At 70.5% G+C, this 26390-nt stretch carries 23 protein-coding genes and 1 tRNA gene; 18 read left to right on the top strand and 6 right to left on the bottom strand.

Going from position 1 to position 26390, the window contains the following annotated elements; translation table 11 throughout:
- Positions 1-60: 60 nt before the first annotated feature.
- Complete coding sequence (locus ACYVF7_RS51990; RefSeq protein ID WP_460354599.1) at positions 61-1038, bottom strand: NAD(P)-dependent oxidoreductase; 978 nt, start codon at positions 1036-1038, stop codon at positions 61-63.
- Positions 1035-1637 carry a 5-formyltetrahydrofolate cyclo-ligase gene (locus ACYVF7_RS51985; protein WP_460354597.1) on the bottom strand — a complete coding sequence of 201 codons (603 nt, stop codon included), beginning with the start codon at positions 1635-1637 and terminating at the stop codon, positions 1035-1037. The genes ACYVF7_RS51990 and ACYVF7_RS51985 overlap by 4 nt, the downstream gene beginning before the upstream one ends.
- A 103-nt stretch (positions 1638-1740) precedes the next feature.
- Here ACYVF7_RS51985 and galU point away from each other — a divergent pair, with 103 nt between their 5' ends.
- The 7 genes from galU to ACYVF7_RS51950 all read left to right on the top strand — a co-directional run bounded on the left by galU (position 1741) and on the right by ACYVF7_RS51950 (position 6542).
- Complete coding sequence (galU, locus tag ACYVF7_RS51980; RefSeq protein ID WP_460354595.1) at positions 1741-2655, top strand: UTP--glucose-1-phosphate uridylyltransferase GalU; 915 nt, start codon at positions 1741-1743, stop codon at positions 2653-2655.
- Positions 2639-3850, top strand: coding sequence for a molybdotransferase-like divisome protein Glp (gene glp, locus ACYVF7_RS51975; protein ID WP_460354593.1), 1212 nt, complete (start codon positions 2639-2641; stop codon positions 3848-3850). The genes galU and glp overlap by 17 nt, the downstream gene beginning before the upstream one ends.
- Positions 3847-4317 (top strand): cyclic pyranopterin monophosphate synthase MoaC, encoded by a 471-nt coding sequence (gene moaC / locus ACYVF7_RS51970; RefSeq protein ID WP_460354590.1) that lies wholly within the window; start codon positions 3847-3849, stop codon positions 4315-4317. Before glp ends, moaC begins: the two co-directional genes overlap by 4 nt.
- Before the next feature lie 49 nt (positions 4318-4366).
- Positions 4367-4855, top strand: coding sequence for a MogA/MoaB family molybdenum cofactor biosynthesis protein (locus ACYVF7_RS51965; protein WP_460354587.1), 489 nt, complete (start codon positions 4367-4369; stop codon positions 4853-4855).
- Positions 4856-4906: 51 nt separating this feature from the next.
- Positions 4907-5521: a GNAT family N-acetyltransferase gene (locus tag ACYVF7_RS51960; protein WP_460358565.1), complete on the top strand. Its 615-nt coding sequence runs from the start codon at positions 4907-4909 to the stop codon at positions 5519-5521.
- Between the two features lie 264 nt (positions 5522-5785).
- On the top strand, positions 5786-6394 hold the full coding sequence (sepX, locus tag ACYVF7_RS51955; RefSeq protein ID WP_460354586.1) for a divisome protein SepX/GlpR: 609 nt from the start codon (positions 5786-5788) through the stop codon (positions 6392-6394).
- Positions 6395-6468: 74 nt separating this feature from the next.
- Positions 6469-6542 (top strand) — tRNA-Ala (locus tag ACYVF7_RS51950).
- A gap of 286 nt (positions 6543-6828) precedes the next feature.
- On the opposite strand, the gene ACYVF7_RS51945 is transcribed toward ACYVF7_RS51950, so the two are convergent.
- Both ACYVF7_RS51945 and ACYVF7_RS51940 read right to left on the bottom strand, forming a co-directional pair.
- Complete coding sequence (locus tag ACYVF7_RS51945; protein ID WP_460354583.1) at positions 6829-8913, bottom strand: ATP-binding protein; 2085 nt, start codon at positions 8911-8913, stop codon at positions 6829-6831.
- Between the two features lie 27 nt (positions 8914-8940).
- On the bottom strand, positions 8941-9822 hold the full coding sequence (locus ACYVF7_RS51940; protein ID WP_460358562.1) for a BadF/BadG/BcrA/BcrD ATPase family protein: 882 nt from the start codon (positions 9820-9822) through the stop codon (positions 8941-8943).
- Between the two features lie 41 nt (positions 9823-9863).
- Between ACYVF7_RS51940 and ACYVF7_RS51935 the strand changes: the two genes are divergently transcribed.
- From ACYVF7_RS51935 to ACYVF7_RS51895, 9 genes are all read left to right on the top strand, one after another.
- Positions 9864-10595, top strand: a complete 732-nt coding sequence (locus ACYVF7_RS51935) for an extracellular solute-binding protein (protein ID WP_460354582.1) — start codon at positions 9864-9866, stop codon at positions 10593-10595.
- Between the two features lie 108 nt (positions 10596-10703).
- Positions 10704-11534, top strand: a complete 831-nt coding sequence (locus ACYVF7_RS51930; protein WP_460354580.1) for a carbohydrate ABC transporter permease — start codon at positions 10704-10706, stop codon at positions 11532-11534.
- Positions 11531-12352, top strand: coding sequence for a carbohydrate ABC transporter permease (locus ACYVF7_RS51925; RefSeq protein WP_460354577.1), 822 nt, complete (start codon positions 11531-11533; stop codon positions 12350-12352). The genes ACYVF7_RS51930 and ACYVF7_RS51925 overlap by 4 nt, the downstream gene beginning before the upstream one ends.
- 223 nt (positions 12353-12575) lie before the next feature.
- Positions 12576-12782, top strand: coding sequence for an EF-hand domain-containing protein (locus ACYVF7_RS51920; protein WP_460354574.1), 207 nt, complete (start codon positions 12576-12578; stop codon positions 12780-12782).
- 158 nt (positions 12783-12940) lie between these two features.
- A complete protein-coding gene (locus tag ACYVF7_RS51915) occupies positions 12941-13300 on the top strand; it encodes a hypothetical protein (RefSeq protein WP_460354571.1) in 360 nt (119 codons plus the stop codon).
- Between the two features lie 531 nt (positions 13301-13831).
- On the top strand, positions 13832-16168 hold the full coding sequence (locus ACYVF7_RS51910) for an LCP family protein (protein ID WP_460354569.1): 2337 nt from the start codon (positions 13832-13834) through the stop codon (positions 16166-16168).
- A 255-nt stretch (positions 16169-16423) separates the two neighbouring features.
- Complete coding sequence (locus tag ACYVF7_RS51905) at positions 16424-17941, top strand: LCP family protein (protein ID WP_460354568.1); 1518 nt, start codon at positions 16424-16426, stop codon at positions 17939-17941.
- 117 nt (positions 17942-18058) lie between these two features.
- Positions 18059-19591 (top strand): LCP family protein, encoded by a 1533-nt coding sequence (locus tag ACYVF7_RS51900; RefSeq protein WP_460354565.1) that lies wholly within the window; start codon positions 18059-18061, stop codon positions 19589-19591.
- A gap of 75 nt (positions 19592-19666) precedes the next feature.
- Positions 19667-20938, top strand: a complete 1272-nt coding sequence (locus ACYVF7_RS51895; protein WP_460354564.1) for a sensor histidine kinase — start codon at positions 19667-19669, stop codon at positions 20936-20938.
- 17 nt (positions 20939-20955) lie between these two features.
- On the opposite strand, the gene ACYVF7_RS51890 is transcribed toward ACYVF7_RS51895, so the two are convergent.
- Entirely contained in the window at positions 20956-21645 is a 690-nt protein-coding gene (locus ACYVF7_RS51890; RefSeq protein ID WP_460354562.1) for a response regulator transcription factor, read from the bottom strand.
- A 91-nt stretch (positions 21646-21736) separates the two neighbouring features.
- On the opposite strand from ACYVF7_RS51890, the gene ACYVF7_RS51885 reads away from it, so the two are divergent.
- Both ACYVF7_RS51885 and ACYVF7_RS51880 read left to right on the top strand, forming a co-directional pair.
- A complete protein-coding gene (locus ACYVF7_RS51885; RefSeq protein ID WP_460354560.1) occupies positions 21737-24544 on the top strand; it encodes a bifunctional glycosyltransferase/CDP-glycerol:glycerophosphate glycerophosphotransferase in 2808 nt (935 codons plus the stop codon).
- The gene (locus ACYVF7_RS51880; protein WP_460354558.1) at positions 24537-25673 is read left to right on the top strand and encodes a glycosyltransferase; all 1137 of its coding nucleotides are present in this window, start codon (positions 24537-24539) and stop codon (positions 25671-25673) included. The genes ACYVF7_RS51885 and ACYVF7_RS51880 overlap by 8 nt, the downstream gene beginning before the upstream one ends.
- Here ACYVF7_RS51880 and ACYVF7_RS51875 read toward each other — a convergent pair.
- On the bottom strand, positions 25664-26203 hold the full coding sequence (locus tag ACYVF7_RS51875) for a luciferase domain-containing protein (protein WP_460354555.1): 540 nt from the start codon (positions 26201-26203) through the stop codon (positions 25664-25666). The genes ACYVF7_RS51880 and ACYVF7_RS51875 overlap by 10 nt on opposite strands.
- Positions 26204-26390 lie beyond the last annotated feature (187 nt).

Here is a 26390-nt window from a genome sequence, read left to right as displayed (position 1 = left end):
GACGTGTGTTCGCGTGTTCGCCGTAGGCCCGCAGGGCCGGATGGCCCCGGGACGCGGGTCCTAACGGTGGCGGATGAGTGAGTCGAGGCCGTTGACGACGTTCGCCACCGGGCGGCCCTCGACGGCCGCCCGGATGTTGTCGATCACGGCCGTGATGATGTTCAGCTGCGACTGTCTGGTCGAGCCCGCGGCGTGCGGGGACAGCAGGACGTTCTCGTGCCGCCGGAACGGGTGATCGGCGGGCAGCGGCTCGTCGTCGTAGACGTCGAGTGCCGCCCCGGCCAGCCGGCCGCTCTCCAGCGCGGCGAGCACGTCGGCGTCCGGCGCGATGCCGCCCCGCGCCACGTTGACCAGGAAGGCGCCCGCCGGCAGCAGCGCGAGCCGCCGGGAGTCGAGCAGGCCGACGGTCTCCGGAGTGCGCGGCAGACAGACGACGAGGATGTCGGAGCCGGCCAGCAGGTCGTCGATCTCCTTGTAGACGCCGGTGTCCCGGCGTCGCCGCGACCAGTACGCGACCTGGCAGCCGAGCGCCTCGAACAGCCGCGCCGCCTCCGCGCCGATCGCGCCCATGCCGAGCACGCCGACGCGGCGATTCGCCAGCTCGTCCGAGCCGCGCGCGGCGGCCTCCAGCTGCGGCCAGCCGCCCTCACGCATGCGCCGGTCCGCCCACGAGAGCTGCCGGGACAGGTTCAGCGCGGCGCTCAGGGCCCACTCGGCCACGGACCGGGCGTTCGCCCCGGCGGTGTTGGCCACGGGAACCCCGGCGGCGGTCAGCGCGTCGACGTCGAGCGAGTCGACTCCGACGGACGGCATCTGCACGAACGCCAGGTGTGGTGCGGCCGCCACGGCGGCGGCGTCGATCGCGAGCTCGCCGGTGAAGTCGCCGACGACCAGCTCCGCGTCGGCCAGCAGCGAGTGCAGGGCCTCGCGGCTCCGCTCGGCGGGCACGGTGACGTCGGCGCCGAGCGGGTCGAAGACATGGTGGATCAGGTCGGCGCCGAGGGGCGGGAGCGCGAGCAGCTTGAAACGGTCGCTCATGCGCCTGCCCCCGTCGCGGTGAACCGGACGAGGCCGCCCGATGGCGTGACCGCCGCCCGTACCGGCCGGTCGTGCGGCTCGGCGGGAAGGGCGTCGACCAGCTCGGTGTCGTACACCGGCGCGATCGTGAGGATGCCCTCGGCGACGCGGGCCAGCGCCCGGTCGTACGAGCCGCCGCCGCGTCCGAGGCGCACACCCGTCGACGTCACCGCCAGCGCGGGCACGATCACCAGGTCGGCGCTGCGGATCGCCTCCGGGCCCCGTGCGGGCTCGGTGGGCTCCAGCAGGCCGAAACGCCCCGGCTCCAGGGACTCGGGGCCCTCGTAGGAGGCCCAGTCGAGGTCACCGTCCGGCAGCAGCCGGGGGACGAGGACGTACGTCCCGCGCTTCCACAGCGCGAACAGCAGGCTCTGTGTGGCCGGCTCGGTGCCGACCGAGACGTACGCGGCGACGGTGCCGGCCATCTCCGCCTCCGGCAGCGTCAGAACGTTGTCGCGCAACAGCCGCCCGGCGGCGGTGCGTTCGTCGGGTGTGAGGCGGGCGCGGGCCGCCAGCAGATCCGAACGCAGGGCCGTCTTGTCCTCGGTCGTGTCGCGCACGTCTCCATTGTCCCGTGAAATCAGAGTGAGATCTCCGTGAAGATGAGCGCCGCACGGGGGGACCGTCCGCTGAACCGGCCCGATCGACGGTTAGGGTCTTGTCATGGCCGACCACGTATCCGTCACCAAGGCGGTCGTTCCCGCTGCCGGCCTTGGCACGCGGTTCCTGCCCGCCACCAAGGCGACGCCCAAGGAGATGCTCCCGATCGTCGACAAGCCGGCGATCCAGTACGTCGTCGAGGAGGCCGTCGCCGCCGGGCTCGACGACATCCTGCTGATCACGGGCCGTGGGAAGCGGCCGATCGAGGATCACTTCGACCGCGCGTACGAGCTGGAGGAGGCCCTGCGCGCCAAGGACGACCCCGAGCGGCTCGCCACCGTGCGGGAGTCCAGCGAGCTCGCGGACGTGCACTACGTGCGCCAGGGCGAGCCCAAGGGACTCGGGCACGCCGTCCACTGCGCCCAGCGGCACGTCGGGCACGAGCCCTTCGCCGTGCTGCTCGGCGACGACCTGATCGACGAGCGCGACCCGCTCCTGCAGCGCATGCTGGAGGTACGGGAGAGGCACGGCGGCAGCGTGGTGGCGCTGATGGAGGTCGAGCCCGAGCAGGTGTCGCTGTACGGCTGCGCCGCGATCGAGCCGACCGACGAGAACGACGTCGTCCGTGTGACCGACCTCGTCGAGAAGCCGGTGCCGGGGGAGGCCCCCAGCCGGTGGATCATCATCGGCCGCTACGTCTGCGACCCGGCGATCTTCGACGTGCTGGAGAAGACCCCGCCCGGCCGGGGCGGCGAGATCCAGCTCACCGACGCGCTGCTGACGCTCGCCCAGCGGGACCGCTCCGAGGGCGGCCCGGTGCACGGCGTGCTGTTCCGCGGCCGGCGTTACGACACCGGCAACAAACTCGACTACCTGCGCACCGTGGTGCAGTTCGCGGCGGACCGGCCCGAGCTGGCCGACGAGTTCCTGCCGTGGCTGCGCGAGTTCGTGGCGAAACACGATGAAACAGGTAGATGAACATCTGGCGGACATCCTGGGGGCGATACGGGAGCTTCCGCCCCTGGAGCTGGCCCTGCCGGAGTCATACGGCGGCGTCCTCGCCGAGCCCGTCACCGCACCCGTCGACCTGCCGCCGTTCGACAACTCCGCCATGGACGGCTACGCGGTGCTGGCCTCGGACGTCGCGTCCGCGGCCGAGACATCACCCGTGACCCTGTCGGTCGTCGGCGACATCGCCGCCGGCGACCAGGGCGCGTACGGCATCGGCCCGGGCCTGTGCGCCCGGATCATGACCGGAGCGCCCCTGCCCGGGGGCGCGGACGCCATCGTCCCGGTCGAGTGGACCGACGGCGGCACCGCCAAGGTGACGATCCGGCGGTCCGCCACGGCCGGCCACTACATCCGGCGCGCCGGCGAGGACGTCACCGCCGGGCAGACCGTCCTCCCGGAAGGCACCCGGCTCGGGCCCGCGCAGATCGGCATGCTCGCCGCCATCGGCCGGGCCCGCGTCCTCGTACGCCCCCGGCCCCGCGTCGCCGTGCTGTCCACCGGCAGCGAGCTGATCGAGCCCGGCCGCCCGGTCGGGCCCGGCCAGATCTGGGAGTCCAACAGCTTCGCGCTGACCGCCGCCGTCACCGAGGCGGGCGGCGTGGGCTTCCGGCAGGGCACCGTCGGAGACGACCCGCGCGAGGTGCTCGCCAGGATCGAGGAGCAGCTCGCCTACGCCGACCTGATCATCACCTCGGGCGGGGTCAGCATGGGCGCCCGCGACGTCGTCAAGGAGGTGCTGTCGGGGCTGGGGACCATGCGGTTCGAGAAGGTCGCGATGCGGCCCGGCAAGCCGCAGGGCTTCGGCCTGCTCGACGACCGCGTCCCCGTTTTCACCCTGCCCGGCAACCCGGTCAGCGCGTACGTCTCCTTCCAGGTGTTCGTCCGGCCGGCGCTGCGCGCGCTGCAGGGCCTGCCGCCCGCGCCGCCGAGGACCGTACGGGCCCACCTCGCTTCGCCGATCAGCTCGCCGGAGGGCCTGCGGCACTACCTGCGCGCGGAGCTCTCCACCGACGAGGACGGGAATCACCGGGTGGTCCCGGCGGAGGCGCAGGGCTCCCACCAGGTGTCCGCGCTGGCGTCCTCGAACGCGCTGATCGTCGTGCCCGAGGACGTCACCGACCTCCAGGCAGGGGACAACGTCGACGTGCTGGAGCTGCCATGACCGGTTTCTCCCATCTCGACGAGTCCGGGGCCGCCCGCATGGTCGACGTCTCCGCCAAGGAGGTCTCGGCGCGTACGGCCACGGCCACCGGCTTCGTCCGGCTGTCCGCGGAGTGCGTCGCCGCCCTGCGCGCCGGGAACGTCCCCAAGGGCGACGCCCTCGCCGTCGCCCGCATCGCGGGCATCCAGGCGGCCAAGCGCACTCCCGACCTCGTCCCGCTCTGCCACCCGATCGCCATCCACGGCGTCACGGTCGACCTGACCGTCCAGGACGACGGCGTGGCGATCTCCGCGCAGGTGCGCACCGCCGACCGTACGGGCGTGGAGATGGAGGCGCTGACCTGCGTGTCCGTCGCCGGCCTCGCCCTCATCGACATGGTCAAGGCGGTCGACCCCGCCGCTGTGATCACCGACGTCCGCGTCGAGGAGAAGACCGGCGGCAAGACCGGCCTCTGGCGGCGGCCGTGACGGCGATCAGGGCGCTGGCGGTCGAGAAGGCCGACGTCCGGAGGCGGCGGTGACGGCGATCAGGGCGCTGGCGGTGACCGTGTCGAACCGCGCGTCCGCCGGCGTCTACGAGGACCGCTCCGGGCCCGTCCTCGTCGGGCTGCTGCGGGACCTGGGCTGCGAGGTCGACGGACCCGTCGTCGTCCCCGACGGCGAGCCGGTGGAGAAGGTCCTGCGCGACGCCGTCGCCCAGGGCTACGACGCCGTCGTCACCAGCGGCGGCACGGGCCTCACCCCGACCGACCGTACGCCCGAGATGACCCGGCGCGTCATCGAGCGCGAGATTCCCGGCATCGCCGAGGCCATCCGGCTCACGGGCCGCGAGAAGGTCCCGTCCGCGATCCTCTCCCGTGGCCTCGCGGGCGTCGCCGGACGTACCCTGATCGTCAACCTGCCCGGTTCGACAGGTGGGGTGCGCGACGGCATGGCCGTGCTCGGCGAGGTGCTGGGACACGCCGTGGACCAGATCGGCGGCGGCGACCATCCACGCACACCCTGAACGAGGATGGCGTCAGGCCCGTCCCCGGGGAATCATGGGAGTGTGGAACGCATGCGGGGTTGGCCGGCCAACCTGAACGAGGGGCCGGTCGGGCTGCGGCCCTTGCGGCTGCGCGACGCGTCGACCTGGCGAGAGGTGCGGATCCGCAACGCCGAATGGCTGCGGCCCTGGGAGCCCACCAACCCCGAGACCCCGCTGTTCCGCAGCGGCCTCGGCCCCTACCTCAGCATGGTGCAGACGATGCGCCGCGAGGCGCGGCACGGCCTCGCGCTGCCCTGGGTCGTCACCTACGACGGGGCGTTCGCCGGGCAGCTCACCATCGGCGCCATCGTCTGGGGCTCCGCCCGCTCGGCGCAGATCGGTTACTGGGTCGACAAGGCCGTCGCCGGCCGCGGCGTCATGCCGACCGCCGTCGCCCTCGCCGTCGATCACGCCTTCTTCAACGTCGGCCTGCACCGAGTCGAGGCCAACATCCGTCCCGAGAACACCGCCAGCCGTCGGGTCGTCGACAAACTCGGCTTCCGTGAGGAGGGCGTCCGCCGGCGCCACCTGCACATCGACGGGGCCTGGCGCGACCACATCTGCTACGCGCTGACGACCGAGGACATCCCCGGCGGCCTGATGGCCCGCTGGCGCGCCAGCACCCGCCAGGCGTTCCCCCGCTGACGCCTTGATCGCGCGGTGACGCCGCGGATGCCGGAATGTGATGTTCACGCGGGCGTACTCCGGAGACCATTGAGCCAGGTGCCGCACGTCGTGATCATGTCGTTCGGAAACTTTCGGTCAGGAAAGTTTCAGGAACGATCCGATCTCGCGACACACCGCCCCTAATGCTCGTCAACCACTGACGGTGGGTCTTAGCGTGCGGGACGTGAGCGAGCGCGTCTGCGAGGTCAGCCTGCGGCCTGGACGCGTCTACGAGGAGGGCTGATGAGCAGCGCACTCCTCTATCTCGCGATCGTAGCCGTGTGGGGCATCGTCCTGGTCCCCATGTGGCTCCGCCGTGACGGTTCCCGCACCCGGCAGCGCCGCTTCGACGAGGACACCGACACCCTGGCGGAGTCGCCCGCCGAGGTCGCCGACAACGTTGACGAGGCCCCACCCGAGGCCCTGCCCGAGGACCAGCCCGTCCCGGCCCCGCAGGCCCGCCAGGCCGCCCGCAGACGAGCGAGCCGCGCCGCCGTCATCGCCCGCCGCCGACGCCGCACCGTCGGCCTCCTCCTGCTGGTGCTCACCGCCGTCGCCACCGTCGTCGCCGGCGTCACGCCGTGGTGGTTCATCGCGCCCCCGGCCGTCCTGCTGGTCGGCCACCTGACGCTGCTGCGCATCGCGTTCAAGGTGGACGCCGAACGCCGCCGCGCCCGCCACCTCGCCCGCCTTCGCGCGATGGAAGCCGAACGCCGCCGCGCGGAGGAGGCAGAGGAGCAGGCCCGCCTCGCCCGCGAGGCCCAGCGCACCGCCGAGGTCATCACCATGCCCGAGCGGCCGCAGGAAGAGGTCTACGACCAGTACACCGACCAGCGCGCCGTCGGCGACTGATCCGGTGTGATCGGCAACACCAGGTAACCGATGCGCGAGCAGTGCCCAATGTTTGCTAGCCTTACCTCGTCCTTGGGGCTGTAGCGCAGTCCGGTAGCGCACCTCGTTCGCATCGAGGGGGTCAGGGGTTCAAATCCCCTCAGCTCCACCTTCGGACCTGGGACCAGTGTGGTCGCGGCAGAGCCGCTTCCCCTCTGGTCCTTCGTCATTTCTGTCCAGGGGGCGACCCCCTGGAACCCCCGGTGTGGGGGCTTCGCCCCCACACCCCCTGCGGGTTGGGCTTTTTTGATCTTGTGTTGCGCCCTCGGCGGCGGCACGTCGGTCACCGATCCTGCGGGCAATCGGGTCGAGCTGTGGCAGCCCGCCTGACCGTGTCCGCACTCAGGCGGTGACGTGCCGGTGGCCCACTGTCCCGCGCCCCCGGCGTTCGCTGGTCACGGGTCGTCGGCGACGGCGTAGGTGAGGGCTCGGTCGATGGGGAGCCTGACGCCCTCGTCGAAGAGCTTGGCGTATGCGTCCCCGCCCAGCGCCGCCCGGGTGCGCTCCTCGCAGAGCCGGTGGTCGGCGGCCAGGTGCCGCTGGGTCAGGGGCGCCGCGGTGAACCGCCAGATCGCGTGGGCGCAACCGAGCAGCCGGGCGGCGGCTTCGAAATCATGACGGGTGCCGGCGTCCCAGGCGAGGACTTCCAGGCAGTGGGCGATGCCCCACCCGTCGATGTGGGGGGAGACCCGGAGCCTTTCCCGGGCCAGCCAGGTCGCCCGCTCGCGGTCGCCGATCAACCAGTTGGCGACACCGCACAGCCCTAGGGACCGGGCGTACGTCACCGGTGCGCCGGCCCGGTCCGCCATCTCCAGGCACTGCTCGCCGAAGACCCGGGAACGGTCGGCCTCGCCGAGGAGCGCGGTGCCGTACGTCAGGAAGCGCAGGGTCATCCACACGCCCACGCGGTCGTCGAGCACCCGCAGGCGGGTGAGGGCGTCCTCGAAGAAGGTCACCGCACAGTGCAGATCGTCGCAGAAGAACGTGTGCATGCCGCGGAGCATGGTGGCATGGGCCCACGCGGAGTCGTCGCCCAGGCGTTCGGCCAAGGCGAGGGACTGGTCGATCAGGGACTGCGCAGCATCCCATTCGGCCAGCAGGAGAGCCAGCCAGGCGTTCACCCAGAGGGCCTTGGCCCGTGCCGGGCTCGGCTCGGGGTTGAGGGACAGGGTCCGGTCGAGCCAGTATCGCCCCTCCCGATGGCGGACCGCCGTGGTCCAGTAATGCCACAGGGAGCAGGCGACGCGCAGCCCGTCGCCCGCCTGACCGGGCTCGCTGACGCAGAACTCCAGTGCGGACCGCACGTTGGAGTAGTCGGCTCCCAGCCGGTCGAACCCCGCTAGTTCCGCTGAGCTCAGGAACAGGTGTTCCGACTGCCGGGCCACCTCCGCGAAGTGATCCCGGTGACGCGTCCGTACGGCCCTGGCCTCACCGGAAGGAGTCAGGCGCTGGGCGCCGTACTCACGGATCGGCTCCAGCATCCGGTACCTGGCGACCTGCCCGGCCGGCGAAGAGACCAGCACGGACTTGTCGACCAGGCCGGCCAGAAGCGTGAACACGTCCACGTCTTCGATCCCGTCGCCGGAACAGACCTGCTCGGCGTCGCCGATGTCGAAGCCGCCGCTGAACACCGATGCCCGCGTCCACAATCGCTGCTCCGCCTTCGAACACAGGTGGAAGCTCCAGTCGATCGCCGCCTGCATCGTCTGGAGCCGTGGCGTCGCCATCTGCGCCCCGGCGCCCAGGGCCTGCAACGAGTGTTCTCCGAGCCGGGCCAGGATCGCCTCGACGGGCATGGCCCGCACCCGTACGGCGGCCAGTTCGATCGCCAGGGGGATGCCGTCCAGGCGCCGGCAGATCTCGGCGACCTCCGTACGGCTCGCCGCGGTGACGGCGAAGCCCGGGAGCGCGGCGGCCGCGCGCTCGGCGAACAACCGCACCGCGTCGTCGCGTCCCGCCGCGCCCTGCTCTTCCTGCGGAACCGGCAACGGCGGCAACTCCACCAGCCACTCCCCGGCCGCGTGCAGCGCCTGCCGGCTGGTCGCCAGGATCCGCAACCCGGGAGCGGCCTGCAGCAACTCGGTCACCAGGAGCGCGCAGGAGTCCACCAGGTGCTCGCAGTTGTCCAGCACCAGCAGAAGATCCTTCTCCACCAGGAACCGCGTCAGGACGTCCCGCGCGGCACAACCCGACTCACCCGGCACGCCGACCGCGTCCCCGACGGTCTGGGTCAGGAACCGCGCGTCCTTCAGCGCGGCCAGCTCCACCAGCCGTACACCGTCGGCGAACGAACTCGCCGACTGCCGCGCCACCCGCTGCGCCAGCCGGGTCTTGCCGACCCCTGGTCCACCGGTCACGGTCACCAGCCGATGCCGCCGGACGAGCCGCTTCACCAGACTGATCTCGCGGCCGCGGCCCACGAAGCTGGTCAGATCGGCGGGGAGGTTCCCCGCCGGGCGCGCCGAGTGGGAACCGGCCATGGCAGCCCCCTCCCCCCAGCAGTCAATCTAATCCCCATCTCCGGGAGCACGACAGGTCGCCCTGACCGTCTCCGTCTGGATGGACTCTGCGTCCGGTGCCGGCGATCGGGCGGTGAAGAGATACAGGTAAGGGGAGCGGGGACGTACCGAACCGTTCGCGGCGGCCTGAGCGAGGGCGAGCGCGCCGATGGCCGAGTTGCCGCGGGGCGGGGTGAAACGGGCGTCGGGGAGCAGGGAGCGGACGGAGCTCTCGAACGACTCCAGCAGGAGGTCGGCGGCGTCGAAGATCCGTCCCCCCCAGGAGAAGACGGGTTCGAGTCCGGACGCGGCGGCCGCAGCCGTCTCGCCGAGTTGCCGCCCGGCCTCCTTCCAGATCCGCCGGGCGACCGGGTCCCCCGCGCGGGCCGCCGCCGCGACGGGCAATGCGAACGACGCGAGGAGCTGGGCCGCCGAGTCTGACTCGTAGACGAGCGTCACCAGGTCGAGCGGGTGCCCGAAGCGGGCCGTCAGGTGTTCGAGCAACGCCTCCGACCCGCCGACCCGGCCGTCGTGCGCGCGTAGCGCGGCGTGCAGGCCCTGCATGCCGATCCAGGAGCCGCCGCCGTGGTCGCCGAGTAGATGGCCCCATCCGTCGGACTGGTTCCAGATGCCGTCCAGGTCGGTGCCGAGCGTGATGACACCGGTGCCGGCGGCGATGACGACACCCGGCCGGAAGCCGAGGGCGCCGACGTGCGTTGTCACCGCGTCACCGGCGACGACGAGCGTCCCCAGGTCGAACCGCTCCCGAAGGGCATGCCAGAGCGTGCCCGGGTCCCTGACCAGGCCCGGCATTCCGGTGATGCCGATCGCCATCCCGGTGAACCGGTCGATCTTCAGATCGGGTGCCGCGTGCTCGATGACCCCGGCGATCCGCCCGGCGAGCCGATCGAGATCTACCCGGCCTCGGTCGCGTGGGACCGGGGCCGTGTCCTCCCCGGAGCGTCGGTGCGCTCGAGGTCGGCGGGTTCCAACTCTGGAACGCGCTGCTCAACGTCACCCCCGACGTCGGCGCCTACCGGTCCTGGGTGTACGGGCAGCCGGGCGCCACGATCGAGAACCAGGGCGCGAAGAAGGCCACCCAGACGCTGACCGACTGGGTGCGCAAGGGGTACATCCCCCCGTCGGCGAGCGCCACGGCCGACAACGACGCGCGGGCGAACTTCGCCAAGGGCAACAGCGCGTTCCTGGTGACCGGAAACTGGGCCGCCTCCGCTCTGGAGTCCGCGATGGGGGACGACGTCGGATTCTTCCTCATGCCCTCGGCGTCGGGCGGACCGGCGAAGGTCGCCTCGGGGGCGAGCGTCGCGTACGCCATCTCGTCGAAGACCAGGCACCCCAACGTCGCCGCCGCGTTCCTGGACTACCTGAACTCGCCGGAGGCCGCGAAGATCCAGTTCGATGGCGGGTTCATGCCGGTCGACACCAAGGCCGAACTGGGCACGAAGGGGCTGAGTCGGCAGATCGCGGACAACTTCGCGCCGGTGGCGCAGAGCAACGGGATCGTCCCGTTCCCCGACTTCGCGTCTCCCGGCATGATCGACAAGCTGACCCCGGGCGTCCAGGGCCTGATGACCGGCAAGATGACCGGCGAGGCCTTCCTGCGATCCCTGCAGAAGTCCTGGGACGAGCACCATGGTTCATGACGTGACCACACCCGTCTCCGCGCCGCGGGCCACACCGGCCCTCGGCGGGGACGGGCCCGCCGGCGGCCGTGCCCCCCCCGGAGCCGGCGGGTACGTGGCTGGTTCTACGTGCTGCCCGCGCTCGCGGTGTACCTCGGGTTCGCCATCTGGCCCGCGCTGAACACGCTGCGCCTGTCCCTGCTGAAGTGGGACGGTGTCCTGCCCGCGACCTCGGCGGGCCTGGGCAACTACGTCAAGATCTTCCAGGATCCAGCGCTCTACGAGGCCATCCTGCACAGCCTGGTGTTGATCGTCTTCTTCTCGGTCATCCCGATCGCCGTCGGGCTGCTCATGACGGCCCTGCTCATGGGGAAGATACGCCGGGGGATGACGTTCTTCCGGGTCGTCTTCTTCCTCCCGCAGGTCCTGCCGCTCGTCGCCGTCGGCGTGACCTGGCGGTGGATGTACAGCGATTCCGGCCTCGTCAACCAGATCCTCGACCTGGTGGGGCTGCACTCGCTCACCCGGGCCTGGCTGGGCGACTACCACCTCGCGCTGGTCGCGCTCGGACTCATCGGGACCTGGACGATGAGCGGGCTGTGCATGATGCTCCTCCTCGCCGGAGCACAGAAGATCGACCCGTTTCTCTACGAGGCGGCCGCCCTCGACGGTGCCGGGCCGGTTCAGCAGTTCCGCCACGTCACCCTGCCCGGCCTGCGGAAGGAGATCACGATCGCCGGGGTCATCACCACGATCGCGGCCCTGGCGAGCTTCGACCTCATCTTCGTCACCACGAACGGCGGCCCGGCCGGGCAGACCAACGTGCCCGCCCTGCTGGTCTACCGGCTGGCCTTCAACGAAGGCGACATCGGCGGCGCCGGCGCGCTGGCCGTCGTGCTGACCGTGATCGTGGTCGCCGTCGTCAGCACCATCCGGTACGTCACGAGGGAGAAGGGATGAGAACACGCGGCGGTGCCGGTGTCAGGTACGGAATCCTCATCGTGCTCGCGGTCATGGTGCTCCTGCCGTTCTTCGGCATCGTCCTGGCCGCCCTGCACCCCCCAGGTTCGCAGGTCAGCGGGCTGAGCATCCCGGAGCACTGGTCGTGGCGCACCTTCACGCTCGCCTGGGAGCGGGGCCACTTCACCGACCTGATGCGTTCCAGCGTCTTGATCGCGGTCTGCGTGGTGCCGCTCTCGGTGGCACTGGCCACGCTCGCCGCGTACGGGCTGACGATCCTCAAGGTCTGGGGCAATCGGACGCTGTCGGTCGGGTTCGTGCTCGGGCTCACGCTCCCGGTGGAGCTCGTGGTGGTGGCGCTCTACTTCAACCTGCGCGAAGTCGGCCTCACCAACTCCTACCTCGGCATCATCCTGGCCGAGGCGGCGCTGTTCATGCCGTTCGGCGTCTACTGGATGCAGGCGCACTTCTCGAGCGTCCCCGGCGAACTCGTCGAGGCCGCGCGCATCGACGGCGCCAGGGACCTCGTCGTCCTGGTGCGTGTGCTGCTGCCGATCTCCCGGCCGGCGATCACCACGTTGTCGGTCCTGTACTTCATGTGGTCGTGGAACCAGTTCCTCCTGGTCCTGGTCATGATGCAGAACCCGGACCGGCGGACCGCGCCGACGGGCCTGGGATTCTTCGTCGGTCAGTACTCGACGGACATCCCCTTGCTGGCGGCGGCCAGCCTGATCGTCATCGCCCCGATCGTCCTGGTCTACCTGACATTCCAGCGCAGCTTCATCAACGGCATCACCCAGGGGGCGGTCAAAGGCTGACGGTGCATGAGACGTCCGTCGCTTCGCGTGCCGCCGGGTCGGCGCCGTAACCGGACCGTCGGCGTGGCTCCCCGCCGAAGATCCTGATTCGGGTTCGAGGAGCGGATCAGGAGCTGAGCCCGGACCCGCGCCACGGGACGGACCGCTTCACGTGAAGGCGGGCCCGGCCGTAACGTGTCCGCTGCCGATACCGAGGGCGTACGGCTCACAGGAGGTGCTCAGGGTGGCGGACGACGAGGTCGCACGGACCTTCAAGGAGATCGATTACGACGGCGATGGATACATCACCGCGATGGAGTTCAAACTCGCCATGACCCGCCGCCACGAGGCGGTCAGCGGTGACGAGATCAACTCGATCTTCGCCCATGCCGATGGCGACGGAGACGGGCGCATCAACCTCGCGGAGTTCACCAAGGCCTGGAATGCCTGATTCCGCGTACTGACCGTTGGCGATCGCGGCACCTTTCCCAAGCCGGCGATCGCCAGCGGTCATCGGAGCTGGGGTTTAACGGCAGGTAAGACCGTGCCTCCTTCACCCCTGAGATCGTTACCATGCCGCGTGTCAAGGACGATCTTGAAGGAGGTCGGATGAACGTACGCGTCAAGGCCGCTCTGATCGCGGCGACCGCAGCCACCGTCGTCGGCGGGCTCGCCCTGCCCGCGAACGCGGGCACGTACCAGGCGGAGACGGTCCGCGGGAGCTTCCCCTGCGGCGGGGGTTCACAGCAGACGCTCAACTACTCCTACGCGCGCGGCAACGTGACGGTGACCGTGTACTACAACAACCACTGCTCGCACGCCATGCACATCGCCGGCGACAAGCAGACCAGCCACGGGACGATCGAGCAGTTCGCCTGCTTCACGGCGCCGGCGCACAAGAAGAGCAATCACGTCTTCCGGGTGAACGGCCCCGACTTCTCCGACGTCAACCTGGTCAAGCACTGCTGAGCGGCATGACCTGACATCGATCCCGCGCACCGGACGGCGCAGGATCGGCCCGCCCCGCTCGGCTTCGGGGGCGCCGACGGCCCGATTCCCGCCGTGCGGGATCGGCCGATCGTCGCCATGGACCTCGCGACGCCGCGTCGCTCCGCCGGGCGTCCCTCACCTCGGCCTCCCGGCTCGGCCGTACGTTCCTTTTCCGCGTTTTCGTCGACGCGCTCTGGACCGAACTCTTGGCGCGACACTGACCCGCCGCCATCCCACGACGCTCGCCGGAGGTCTTCGGCGCTGGGATCCTTGGGCTCTCGTCGCAACGACCCGCAACCCCCCGACGAGGTCCTTAGTTGCATTATTCGGGATATTTCGGGCATTAAGGGATTCTTTGGCGGTGTTGTTCGTTGCTGAAACGGCGACCGCGCCACACCGCAGTCGTACGGCCGTTCGTGTTCCTTCGGCCGTACGGCGAACCGAGCGGGTGCCCAGCGGGTCTCCCTTAGTAAAGGATCTAGGCTGTCAGGCTGGGACACAGGAGTGCATATGGGACAACGCGCGGTCGATGCCGTCTCCGACGGCGGGGAGGACACCGCCACCGGTGACACCGAGGGTGACGCCACGGCCGAGGACGCCGACGGCGACGCCTCGGGCCGGGACGAGGAGGACGGCTCCGCCGCAGGTGGTTCCGGTGGAGGGTCCGCTGCCGAGACCGACGCCACGGCAGGGGCCGCCCCCGTAGAGACCGGGGCGACGGCGAAACGCGGGCAGGTCGGCGCCGACGGCCGGCGCGGCGCGCTCGCCGGTGACGGCGTCTCCGTCGTGATGGCCGCGGCGGCGCCGAAGCGCCCCCCGGCGGCCGCGGCTGCTGGTAACGGCGCGCGGGTCGCGGCCCCGGCCGATGAGACTTTCGACACGGTCGCCGGCGACGGCGCGGGCGCCCCCGATGCGGCCGACGAGAAGCCAGCCCCGGCCGCCGCCGGTGGCGGTGAGCCGGCTGCGAGCACGACTGACAGCGGCGAGCCGCCCGGCGAAGGTGCGGCCGAGGACGACGCGGTCGCGGACGGCGATGGCGCTTCTGTGGATGACGACGTGGCCGCGAACGCCGGGGACGCTCCTGCCGACGCCGACGCCGACGCCGACGCCGACGACGCGGTCGCGGGTGCTTTGGCGGCCGATGGCGGGCCGGACGCCGCCGTCGCCGACGGTGGTCCCGCGGCCGGTGAGGACGCGGCTTCGGCGGAGGCCGGTCCGGACTCTGACGCCGATGGGGGAGCCGATGACGGCGCCGAGCCGGAGCTCCCCGACACCGGCCCGGCGGACGGGGACGCGGCCGTCGGCGGGAGGTCCCGCCGGGGGCTCGGGTCCGCGCTGGGGCTGACGGTCGCCTCGGCCGTGGTCTGGGGCGTGGCGCACATCTGGGCCGGGCGCCGTGTCGCCGGATTCCTCCTCATGGGGCTGTTCGCGGTCCTCGTCGGCGGGGGAGTCGTCGTCGGCCTGCTCTACCAGCGGGATCTCAAGCAGATCGCGGTCCAGCGGGACTGGCTGGCCGGCATCACCGGCGGCATCCTGGCCCTCGCGCTCGTCTGGGCCGGCATCGTCGTCCGCTCGTACCAGGTCGTACGGCCCCGGGGCATGGCCCGGACCGCGCGGGTTCTCGCCGGCACGCTGGTCGTCGTGCTCGCCGTCGGCGTGTGCTCGCCGCTCGTCTGGGCCGCGCGCAGCACGTACACCCTGCGGGACACGATCGGCACGATCTTCCATGGCGACGAGGCGCGGCCGCAGCCGCCCGTCAACATGGACGACCCGTGGAAGGACAAGCCGCGGGTCAACATCCTGCTTCTCGGCGGCGACGGGGCCGGCGACCGCGTCGGCGTCCGTACGGACAGCATGACGGTCGCGAGCGTCGACACCAAGACCGGGAACACGGTGCTGTTCAGCCTGCCCCGGAACCTCCAGCACTTCCCGATGATCCCGCGGCTGCGCTCCCGCTGGCCCGACGGGTTCACCGGCGTCGGCGCGCCGGGTGACGAAGGGCTGCTGAACGAGCTGTTCCAGGACGCCGAGGACGACCCCTCGCTCGTACCCGGCTTCGACAAGGGACGCCGGGGGCCGGAACTGGTCCGGGAGGAGATCTCGTACCTCATCGGCCAGCCGATCGACTACTACATCCTCGTGAACCTGTTCGGCTTCGCCGACATCGTCGACGCGATCGGCGGGGTCAAGGTGCACATCGCCCAGGACATCCCCTTCGGCGGCCCGGAGGACGGCAGCGCGCCGACCGGGGTCCTCAAGGCCGGCGACCGCGAACTGGGCGGCAAGGAGGCGCTCTGGTACGGGCGTTCGCGTACCGCGAGCAGCGACTTCGTCCGCATGGGCCGCCAGAAGTGCCTGATGAAGGCGATCGCCGAGCAGGCCGACCCGCAGCGGGTGCTGACGCGGTTCCAGCAGCTCGCCGCCGCCGCGAAGAAGACGATCTCGGCGAACATCCCCGCCGAGCTGCTGCCCGCCCTCATCAAGCTGTCGAGCACGGTGAAGCACGGCGCGCAGATCAGGAGCCTGATGTTCGTGCCGCCGGAGTTCCACGTCGTCCGGCCGGACGTCGGCGTCATGCGGCGTGCGGCAACGAACGCGATCGCGGCCAGTGAGGAGACCACGAATCCCGAGGCGTCCGCGTCGGCACAGCCCGCCGGTGCCTCCGCGGCACCGGGCGCGTCCAGTGGTCCGTCGTCGGAGCCGACCGCGTCTCCGGCCGCCTCCGGCAGTGCGGCTCCGGGCGACTCGGCGACTCCGAGCGCCGGTGACCAGCCGTCCGCAGGTGCGTCGCCCAGCGCCCGGACCAAGGACAAAGCGGTGTCGCTGACGGCCGCCTGCGGAGGTTAGAGGTTGCGCATATAGAGGCCATTCGCGCGGTTTTCGTGAACTTTTACCGATTGCCACGATAAGCAGGGCCGTGTGCCTTACCTTGCTATCGGGGCAGGTGGGGGTCATGCGTCGGGTAGGATCCAGCAGTCAACGCCAATGGTCACTTACCGCGTATATTCAATCACTTTGCAAACCGATCGGTGGGGCCGCACGTCCCGGATGGAGACGCGGCCGCAGTGAGCTGCGCTCGCGAGCAGAGGATCAGGAGACTTCATGGCACGGCGTCAGGGTTGGGGGCGTGAGCCGATTCCGGTCGCCGGTCTGTGGCGAGCATTGGGGCTGACGCTCGCCTCCGCGGTCGTGTGGGGTGTGGCCCACGTCTCGGCGGGCCGCCGGGCCGCGGGCTTCACCTTGATGGGTGTGCTGGCGCTCCTGGTGGGCGGGAGCGCGACGGCGGCGCTGGCGTTCCAGGAGAAGCTGAAGCAGATCGCCGTGCAGGGCGTCTGGCTGAACGTCCTCACCGTGGCGATCCTGGCGCTGGCGCTGGCGTGGGCGTCCGTCATCATCCGGTCGTACCAGGTGGTGCGCCCGCCGGGGCTGCCGACGGCGATGCGCATCGCGTCGACGACGCTGGTCGTGGTGATGTCGGTGTTGATCTGCACGCCCTTCGTGTACGCGGCGAACACCACCTATGTGCTGCGGGACACGCTGTCGAAGATCTTCCCCGGCGACGACAACTCGGGTCAGAAGGTCGACGCGGCCAATCCGTGGAAGAACATGCCGCGGGTCAACGTCCTGCTGCTGGGCGGTGACGCTGGCAAGGACCGCACCGGCATCCGCACCGACAGCATGACGGTCGCCAGCATCAACACCAAGACCGGGGACACGGTCCTGCTGAGCCTGCCCCGCAGCCTGCAGAAGTTCCAGCTGCCACCCCGGCTGCGGTCCAAATGGCCGTACGGCTACACCGGGGACGCGCTGAACCCGCAGCATCCGGGCAGCGAGGGCCTGCTCAACGAGCTGTACATCCAGGGCGAGCGGAACCCCCAGCTCGAGCCCGGATACAAGAAGGGGCAGCGCGGTCCGCACCTGACCGAAGACGTGATCAGTTACCTCACCGGGCTGAAGATCCACTACTACGTGCTGGTCAACCTGGGCGGATTCAAGGACATCGTGGACGCCATCGGTGGTGTAAAGGTCCACATCGAAAAGCGGCTTCCGATCGGCGGTGAGATCGTCAATGGCCGCCAGACCAAGCCGCCGACGGGCTACCTTCCCAAGGGCACCCACCACCTGAACGGCGAGCAGGCCCTGTGGTACGGCCGGTCCCGTGACGCCGACGACGACTTCCACCGGATGGACCGGCAGAAGTGCCTGCTGAAGGACATCGGCCAGCAGGCTGACGCCCAGAAGGTCGTCACGCACTTCCAGCAGCTGGCCAAGGCCGCGACCAACACGATCTCCACCAACATCCCGTCCGCGCTGCTGCCGGCGCTTGTGAAGCTGTCCGGAAAGGTCAAGGACGGCGCCGACATCCACAGCCTCCCGTACAACCCGGCCAAGATTCCCGGCTTCCACGTCTACGAGCCGAACGTCCAGATCATGCGGGCGGCGGCGGCCAAGGCGATCGCCGAAAGCGACAATCCGCAGAAGACGGCGCCCACTCCGGCCGACAGCGCGACTGCGAAGAAGAAGAACAAAAAGAAGTCGCCGAGCGTCTCACCCAGTGGGTCGGCGACCGCCTCTCCGGGCTCGGGCGGCGCGGTCTCGCTGAAGAACGTCTGCGGCTGAGCCGCTCCTCACCGCGGACGTCCGGCCGACCGGCATCGAAGGCCGGTCCGCCGGGCGGAACACGCGGAGCGGGCGTCGCGATCAGCGGCGTCCGCGACCTGAGGATCAGGAGAGTGCATGGCAGGTCGTCAGGCGGCGGGGCATCGGCCCATACCGATCGCCGGTCTGTGGCGGGCGCTGGCGCTGACGCTCGCGTCCGCGGTCGTGTGGGGTGTCGCTCACGTGGCGGCGGGCCGCAGGGCCGTCGGATTCACTCTGATGGGGCTGCTCGCGATACTCGTGGCCGGTTCGGCGACGCTGGTGCTGGCGTTCCAGGACACGATGAAACAGCTCGTGGTCCAGGATTTGTGGCTGAACGTCATCACCGCGGCGATCATCGCGCTGGCGCTGGTGTGGGCCTTGATCGTGATCCGGTCGTACCAGGTGGTGCGGCCGCCGGGGTTGCCGACGGCGATGAGCATCGCGTCGACGACGCTGGTCGTGGTGCTGTCGGTGTTGATCTGCACCCCGTTCGTGTACGCCGCCAACGCGACGTACGTGCTGCGGGACACCCTCTCGAAGATCTTTCCTGGTGACGACCACTCCGGTCAGCCGGTCGACGCGGCCAACCCGTGGAAGAACATGCCGCGGGTCAACGTGCTGCTGCTGGGCGGTGATGGCGGCAAGGACCGCAAGGGTATCCGCACCGACAGCATGACGGTCGCCAGCATCGACACCAAGACCGGCAACACCGTCATGTTGAGCATCCCGCGGGGGCTGTACGGGATGGACATGCCGCCCCGGCTGCGGTCGCGGTTCCCGAACGGCTACCAAGGCGAGCCCGGTCCCGGCATAGTGGGCCGGGACCGCGGGCTCCTCAACGAGCTCTACCTCTACGGCGAGCACCACCCCGACCTGGAGCCGGGCTACAAGAGCGGCCAGCGTGGTCCCCACCTCCTCGAAGACGTGATCGGGAACCTGCTGGGCCTGAAGATCAACTACTACGTGCTGGTCAACCTCGGCGGGTTCAAGGACATCGTGAATGCCATGGGCGGCATCGATGTATACGTCCAGAAACCGGCAAACCCGAATCTGCCCGGTCTGCCGATCGGTGGTGATGATCAAAAGGGCACCCCGCCGACCGGCTACCTCCGCCCTGGCAAGCGTCACCTCGACGGTGAGCACGCGCTGTGGTACGGCCGCAGCCGGCACGCCGACGACGACTTCCACCGGATGGACCGGCAGAAGTGCCTGCTCAAGGACATCGCGGAACAGGCCAACCCACAGAAGGTCGTCACCCACTTCGAGAAGCTCGCCGAGGCCGCGACCAACACGATCTACACCAACATCCCGTCCGCGCTGCTCCCCGCCCTGGTGAAGCTGTCCGGCACCGTCAAGCACGGCGCCGACATCACCAGCCTCACCTACAACCCGGACAAGATCCCCGGCTTCCACACCGACCGGCGGGCGGACGCGACCATCATCCAGGTGATGCGCCGGGTGGCGGCCAAGGCCATCGCCGACAGTGAGAACCCGAACAAGCCAAGCGCGAGCCCGACCGCGACCGTCAAGAAGCACAAGAAGAAGACGGTAAGGGCGGGCGTGACGGCGAGCCCCAAGGCCTCCAGCGGGTCCAGTGGATCGGTCTCGCTGAAGAACGCCTGCGGCTGACCCGCCCCTCGCCGCGGAGCCCCGGCCGCCCGGCGGCGGTCCGGGGCATAGCGGTCTGGGAGGCACAATGTGCTGATGACCCGTATCCCTCCGCTGCGTCGGCGCGTGCTCGGGGCGATCGTCGGCGTGGCCGCCCTCGCGGTCGTGCTGTTCGCGATCCCGCTGGCGATCGCGCTGCAGCGGTTGTACCGGGACGAGGCGATCGTGTCGCTCGAACGCGACGCGACCCGGATCTCCGCGGCGGTGCCCGACAACATCGCGAAGCATCCGAAGCCGGTGCCGCTGCCCACCGGCACGTCACGGCACCTCAGCGTGGGCATCTACGACCTCAACGGCAACCGGATCGCCCTCCACGGGCCACGGAACTCGCCGGTCGCGGGCGCCGCGGGGGACGGGCGGGTGCACGAGGCCGTGGAGCACGGCCTGCTGGCCGTCTCCGCCCCGGTCCCCTCCGACGAGACCATCGTGGCGGTGATCCGGGTCGCGACGCCGTACAAGCACATCACCAGGCGCGCCGAGAAGGCCTGGCTGCTCATGGTCGCGCTCGCGATCCTCGTCATCGGGCTCGCCGCCGTGGTGGCGCGGCGGCAGGCGGGCCGGCTCGCCGCGCCGCTCGAACACCTCACCCGCGACGCTCAGGCGCTCGGCAGCGGCGACTTCAGCATCCGCGCGCGATCCGTCGGCGTCCGCGAGGCGGACGCCGCGAGCCGCGCGCTGGAGGCGACCGCCCGGCGCCTCGGCGACCTGCTTGAGCGCGAGCGCGCGTTCAGCGCGCACGTGTCCCACCAGCTGCGCACCCCGCTGACGGGCCTCCTCCTGGGCCTGGAGTCCGGGCTGAACGGGGGCGATCCGCGCGCGGTCATCCGCACCGCCCTGGAACGCGGCGAGCACCTGCAGGAGATCATCGGCGATCTCGTCCGCCTGTCGCGGGGCAGCTCGACCGACCGCGGAGCGCTCGACGTCTCGACGCTGCTGGAAGAGGTCCGCGCCCGGACGGCGGTCACGGTGCGGATCGAGGACGGCCTGCCCGAGGTGCGGGCGTCGCTGTCGGCCGTACGCCAGATCCTGAGCGTCCTCGTCGACAACGCCGTCACCCACGGCAAGCCGCCCATCACCGTCGCCGCGGTCGACGTCGGCCAGGGCCTCGCGATCGAGGTCAGCGACGAGGGCCCGGGGGTCCCCGACGGCTATGACGTCTTCCGCGGTCCCTCGGACGGGCACGGCATCGGGCTCGCGCTGGCGCGTTCGCTCGCCGAGGCCGAGGGCGGGCGCCTGGTCCTGCGGCGCCCGTCACCCCCGACCTTCAGCCTGCTTTTGCCTACGAGCGACTATCGTGGCGCCGGTTGATCCCTATGCCCTGTCACTCACACCTCCGCCACCGCGTCGCGCTCGTACCGGTACCCGCGCCCGCGCAGCGTCGTGATCTGCCCGTACGGGCCGAGCTTGCGGCGCAACGTCGACACGTGCACGTCGAGGGTCTTGGTCGGGCCGAACCAGTTCTCGTCCCAGACCTCGTCCATGAGCTGCTCGCGGCTCACGACCTCGCCGGCCCGGGTCACGAGCGCGGCCAGCAGGTCGAACTCCTTCGGGCGCAGCGGCACCTCGCTGTCGTCGATCTGCACCCGGCGCGCCGGCAGGTCCAGGCGCAGCCGGCCCACCGTGATCACCCGGTCGCCCGGTTCGGCGGCCCGGCGGCGCAGGTGGGCGCGGATCCGCGCCACGAGCTCGGTCAGGCGGAACGGCTTCGTCAGGTAGTCGTCGGCCCCGGCGTCCAAGGCGACGACCACCTCGAACTCCTCGGTCCGCGCCGTCAGCACGACGATGACGGCGAGAGGGAGCTCCGCCCGGAGCCGCCGGCACAGCTCCACGCCCTCGATGTCCGGCAGGCCGAGATCGAGCAAGATAAGATCCGGCGGATGCGCGCGCACGTCCGCCAACGCCACCGCGCCCGACGTGGCAAGACCCGCCTCATACCCACTGGCGGACAAGGCCTTCAACAATTCAGATCCGATGATGGCGTCGTCCTCCACCACCAGGATGCGTTCCCGCGTCACACCCCTGATCCTAAGGAACCCTCCAAGATGATCGAGGGTTGACGCAAAGAAGTGTTCGTTTCACCCGAAAGCAGCCGAGAGGTTCTGCAGCATGACAGACGTCAGTGTGATCGTGATCGTCTACAACGACGCCGATCGCCTGCCAACCGCCGTGCGGTCCGTGCTCGACCAATCGCATCGCGACGTCGAGTGCGTGATCGTCAATGACGCCAGCACCGATGCGACCGCGCAGGTCGCCGATTCGCTGGTGGCGGCGAACCCGCACCGGGTCCGGGTCGTGCATCGGAAGGACAACTCCGGAGGCTGCGGCCAGCCGCGCAACGACGGCATCGAGGTGTCGCGCGGCACGTACCTGATGTTCCTCGACAGCGACGACACCCTCGACCCGCACGCCTGCCGCAACATGGTCGCCACGGCGGAGCAGACCGGCGCCGAGCTGGTGTCGGGGTGCTGCTGGCGGGTGTTCCCCGACAAGGGCGAGGAGCGCGCCTGGTACCGCGGGGTGTACCGCGACCGCGCCGTCTACGCCTCGGTGCGGGAGCGGCCGGAGCTGCTGTACGACACGCTGTCCACGAACAAGCTGTACCGGCGGGACTTCCTCGACCGCGAGGGGCTTCGCTTCGTCGAGCGGCTGCACTACGAGGACCTGCTGTTCAGCACGCAGGCGTACCTCGGCGCGCGGATGATCGCGATCATCCCGCACCGGGTCTACAACTGGATGACCTACGAGAACGCCGTCACGCTCTCGATCACCAACCAGCGCGCGGAGGTCCGTAATTTCGCCGACCGGCTGGAGATCTTCAAGCGCATCGACGCGGTGTACGCGCGGTACGGCGCCGACGACCTGAAGCTCCGCAAGGACATCAAGTTCCTCAACCACGACCTGCTGCTGTACATCCGCGGCCTGCGCAGCCGCAGCACGGAGTACCGCGAGGCGTTCGTCGACCTGGCCCGCGACTACATGAGCACCCTCGACCCCCGCGCGTTCGAGGAGGCCCACGAGCTGCAGGCCATCATCGGCTTCATGATCATTAACGGGGACATCGAGGGCGCCGTCTCGGCGGCCGACTACGTGCCCCGCAAGGGCGCCAAGCCCCGGCTGACCGCCCCGCTCGTCGAGCACGACGGCCGTATCTACTGGTCGGCCGACCACCTCGACACCGAGGACGGCCGCCAGGTCCTCGACGTCACCGACCTCGGCATCCACTCCCTGCCGCTCAAGAGCCTCAACCCCGGCGGCTCCCTCTCCGGCATCGAGCGCACCGGCGCGACGTACCGGCTGACCGGCGACATCGTGAACCCGCTCGGCCGGATCGCCGCCGACGCGAAGCTCACGGCGCGCCTGGAGATCCGCGACCGCAGCCGCAAGGGCCGCTTCTTCTCCGTGCCCGCGACGGTCACCCACACCGGCGGCCGCATCCACTGGGACGCCGACGTCCGGCCCCAGCGCGACATCCGGCCGCTCGGCTTCGTCGACCAGAGCTGGGGCCTGCGGCTGCGGCTGTCGGTCGGCGACGACGAGCTCATCATCCGGCTCTTCGCCGACCACGCCATGGACGACATCGCCCTTCCCGTACGGCCGCGCCTGACGCGGCTGGCCGGCGACCACCTGGAGGCGTACGTCCCGGAGTCCGGCGAGATGTCGTTCCGGCTCGTCGCCCACGGACGGGTCGCCCGCGCGTTCCTCGCCGCCCTGCGCGGGTTCACCTCCAGCGGGCGCGGGCGGCGCTGGTGGGTCGGGCTGCTGCGGAGCGAGAAGTCGCTGCGCGACGTCTTCACCCGCCGCAGCACCAAGATGTCGGTCTACAACAAGTTCCTGGTCCGCCTGCCGGTCCGCCGGGACACCATCGTCTTCGAGAGCCACCTCGGCAAGCAGTACTCCGACAGCCCGAAGTACATCTACGAGGAGCTGCGCCGGTCCGGCGCGAAGTACACCGCGATCTGGTCGTACGCCGGCAGCCCGAGCGGCTACCCGAAGGACGCCAAACTCGTGCGCCGCGGCTCCTGGTCGTACTACCTCGCCCTGGCCCGGGCCCGCTACTGGGTCGACAACCAAGGCTTCCCACGTGAGGCCGCCAAACGCCCGCAGACCACCTACATCCAGACCTGGCACGGCTCGGCGTACAAGCTCATGGGCGTCGACGCGCCGGAGACCAAGCGCGGCACCCGGGCGCAGCGGGCCCGCCTGCAGGAGATGGTCGACCGCTTCGACCACTTCCTGGTCCGCACAGAGCAGGACGCCCAGACCCTCGTCAAGGGCCTCGGGGTCCGCGCCGAGCTCATCCGCAGCGGCTATCCCCCCCTCGTCAACCGCGAGGACCCCACCGCGCTGCGCAAGAAGCTCAAGCTCACCGACGGGCGCAAGGTCGTGCTGTACGCCCCGACCTTCCGCACCGACGAGCGGGGCAGGCCCGAGAAGCGCCTGGAGATGCCGTTCGACCTCGAGCGCTTCGCCCACGAGCTCGGCGAGACCCACATCCTCCTCGTCCGGCCGCACTACCTCAACACCGTCGTCGTGCCGCCCAGCCTGAGCGGCACCGTCCGCAACGTCATGGACGTCGACGACGTCACCTCGCTGCTGCTGCTCACGGACACGCTGGTCACGGACTACTCGTCGATCATGTTCGACTACGCGCTGCTCGACCGGCCGATGGTGTTCTTCGCGCCGGACCTCGACGACTACGCCCGCACCCGCGGCGCGTACTTCGACCTCAAGGAGCACGCGCCCGGCCCCGTTGTCGCCGAGCCCGACGAGCTGTTCGCGGCGCTGCGCGACCTCGACCGCGACACGTACGCCAAACAGCGCCACGCCTTCGTCGAGAAGTTCGGCGAATACGACCAGGGAACGGCCGCCAAGCAGGTCGTCGAGCGCTTCTTCACGGGAAACGGCAATGGCTGAATCGCGCGACATCTTCATCGTCTGCAACAACCACGAGGAGCTCGGCGGCCTCCAGCGCTGGGCCCACCACGTCGGCCGGCTGTTCACCGAACGCGGCCACCGGGTGCACATCATCGGCGTCACGCACGCCGAGGAGGTCCACGACTACGGTCGCGACCTGCCGTACGAGCTGCACACCCTGCACGAGACCCCGCCGCCGCCCCGCAAGGGCGGCCGCATCCGCGAGCTGCGGCGCGTCGCCGCCCAGCGCCAGGGCGCCGCGAAGCTCACGGCCCTGTTCCGCACCGCGCGGCCCGGCGGGATCGTCATCGCCGCACAGGTCTGGGCCATGGAGTGGGTCGCCCTCGCCGACACCGCCGGAATGCCGGTCATCGGCATGAGCCACGAGTCGTACGCCGCGACGAAGGGCTCCTCCCGCTTCCCCCGGGTGCAGCGCTACTTCGCCGACGTCGACCGCCTGCTGGTCCTCACCACCGAGGACGCCGACTCCTGGGCCCGCGCCGGGCTGTCCAACGCCGACACGATGCCCAACCCGCTGCACGTCACGCCCACGGCCTTTCCGGACCTCACCGTGCCCGTCATCGTGGGCCTCGGCCGGCTGTCCTTCGAGAAGGGCCAGGACATGCTCCTGGAGTCCTGGGCCAAGATCACCGAGCGCGCGCGGACCAGTCCCTCGCCGAACCGGCCGCCGACGTGGCGGCTGCGGCTGTACGGCTCCGGACCGGAGGAGGAGGCGCTGCGCCGCACGGCCGACGAACTCGGCGTCGCCGTCGAGATGCCCGGCACGACCTCCGACATCCAGGGCGCCCTGACCAACGCCTCGATCTACGCGCTGCCGTCGCGGAGCGAGGGCTTCCCGATGGGCATCCTGGAGGCCATGGCGTACGGACTGCCCGTCGTCGCGTTCGACAGCGCCCCCGGCGTCCGCGAGCTCATCACGCACGAGGTCGACGGCATCCTCGTCACCCCGGGCAACGTCATGGAGTTCGCCGAAGGGCTCGAACGCCTCATGGACGACCCGGACCTGCGCGCCAAGATGGGCGAGGCGGGCCGGCAGTCGGTGCAGCGGTTCTCGGCCGACGTGGTCGTCGACCGCTGGGAGCGCCTGTTCTCCCTCGTCTACCGCTGACGGAGCGGACGCAGCCGGCGAAGCGGCCGGGGCAGGGGGCTTTCCCTCGCGCCGGCCGCTAAGGTCCGCCCGGTGCTCTTCGGGCGCTCCGTGCCGTCGGGGCGCTCACCCTCCTCACCCGCTTCGCGGGCGGCCTCCGTCGTGCCGGAGGCGCGCCCAAAGACGCCGCTCAGCCGCCCACTCCGCTCGCCGCGCCGCGCTCGCTCCCGGGTGCACGGCCGGGCGGGCGCCGACCGTTGCTCCTCCAGGGCCTGGATCGCCAGACTCACCAGGCTGATCAGCAGCGAGCCCGCGGTGTCGGTGTCGAGGCGTACGGTCACCCAGTCGTCGCCCGGCCGGATGACGATCTGACCGGATTCGGTGAGCACCTGGTCGAGCCGGTCGATGAACGGCCGCGTAAGCCGCAGATCCGCCTCGTCACCGGTGTGCAGATGAAGAATCTGGGTGCCGTGGAACGCGAATCCCCGGCCGACGCCGCACGATGGTCGACCAGAGTCCAACCCCGGCCACGCCGTCAGTTGTGCGGCCACTCGTTCGGCTGTGCTCCGGCTTTTCGGAGGGCCTGTCACGGTCCCAGGATCCCGTGTCACCCCTGTTCCCATAAGGGCTCGCGCCTCAATCGTTATCTAGCGTTTTACCGTTCTCTTCACCTTCCCGCCGCCGTCGTGACGCTCGGCGGCCCTTTCCCGGGGAAGGGAAGGATCGCCTCTCTCGGCC

It is taken from the genome of Actinoallomurus acanthiterrae (genome assembly GCF_054775715.1).
Note: the sequence above shows the minus strand (reverse complement) of the source record. Positions and strands in the feature narration are given on the sequence as shown.

Excerpts from the sequence above, each read along its gene's own strand:
- ACYVF7_RS51925 (WP_460354577.1), top strand. The coding sequence starts at position 11,531 with ATGAGAACACGCGGCGGTGCCGGTGTCAGGTACGGAATCCTCATCGTG.
- ACYVF7_RS51900 (WP_460354565.1), top strand. The coding sequence starts at position 18,059 with ATGGCAGGTCGTCAGGCGGCGGGGCATCGGCCCATACCGATCGCCGGT.
- glp (WP_460354593.1), top strand. The coding sequence starts at position 2,639 with ATGAAACAGGTAGATGAACATCTGGCGGACATCCTGGGGGCGATACGG.
- ACYVF7_RS51990 (WP_460354599.1), bottom strand. The coding sequence starts at position 1,038 with ATGAGCGACCGTTTCAAGCTGCTCGCGCTCCCGCCCCTCGGCGCCGAC.
- ACYVF7_RS51905 (WP_460354568.1), top strand. The coding sequence starts at position 16,424 with ATGGCACGGCGTCAGGGTTGGGGGCGTGAGCCGATTCCGGTCGCCGGT.
- ACYVF7_RS51895 (WP_460354564.1), top strand. The coding sequence starts at position 19,667 with ATGACCCGTATCCCTCCGCTGCGTCGGCGCGTGCTCGGGGCGATCGTC.
- moaC (WP_460354590.1), top strand. The coding sequence starts at position 3,847 with ATGACCGGTTTCTCCCATCTCGACGAGTCCGGGGCCGCCCGCATGGTC.
- sepX (WP_460354586.1), top strand. The coding sequence starts at position 5,786 with ATGAGCAGCGCACTCCTCTATCTCGCGATCGTAGCCGTGTGGGGCATC.
- galU (WP_460354595.1), top strand. The coding sequence starts at position 1,741 with ATGGCCGACCACGTATCCGTCACCAAGGCGGTCGTTCCCGCTGCCGGC.
- ACYVF7_RS51885 (WP_460354560.1), top strand. The coding sequence starts at position 21,737 with ATGACAGACGTCAGTGTGATCGTGATCGTCTACAACGACGCCGATCGC.
- ACYVF7_RS51915 (WP_460354571.1), top strand. The coding sequence starts at position 12,941 with ATGAACGTACGCGTCAAGGCCGCTCTGATCGCGGCGACCGCAGCCACC.
- ACYVF7_RS51945 (WP_460354583.1), bottom strand. The coding sequence starts at position 8,913 with ATGGCCGGTTCCCACTCGGCGCGCCCGGCGGGGAACCTCCCCGCCGAT.
- ACYVF7_RS51880 (WP_460354558.1), top strand. The coding sequence starts at position 24,537 with ATGGCTGAATCGCGCGACATCTTCATCGTCTGCAACAACCACGAGGAG.
- ACYVF7_RS51910 (WP_460354569.1), top strand. The coding sequence starts at position 13,832 with ATGGGACAACGCGCGGTCGATGCCGTCTCCGACGGCGGGGAGGACACC.
- ACYVF7_RS51960 (WP_460358565.1), top strand. The coding sequence starts at position 4,907 with ATGCGGGGTTGGCCGGCCAACCTGAACGAGGGGCCGGTCGGGCTGCGG.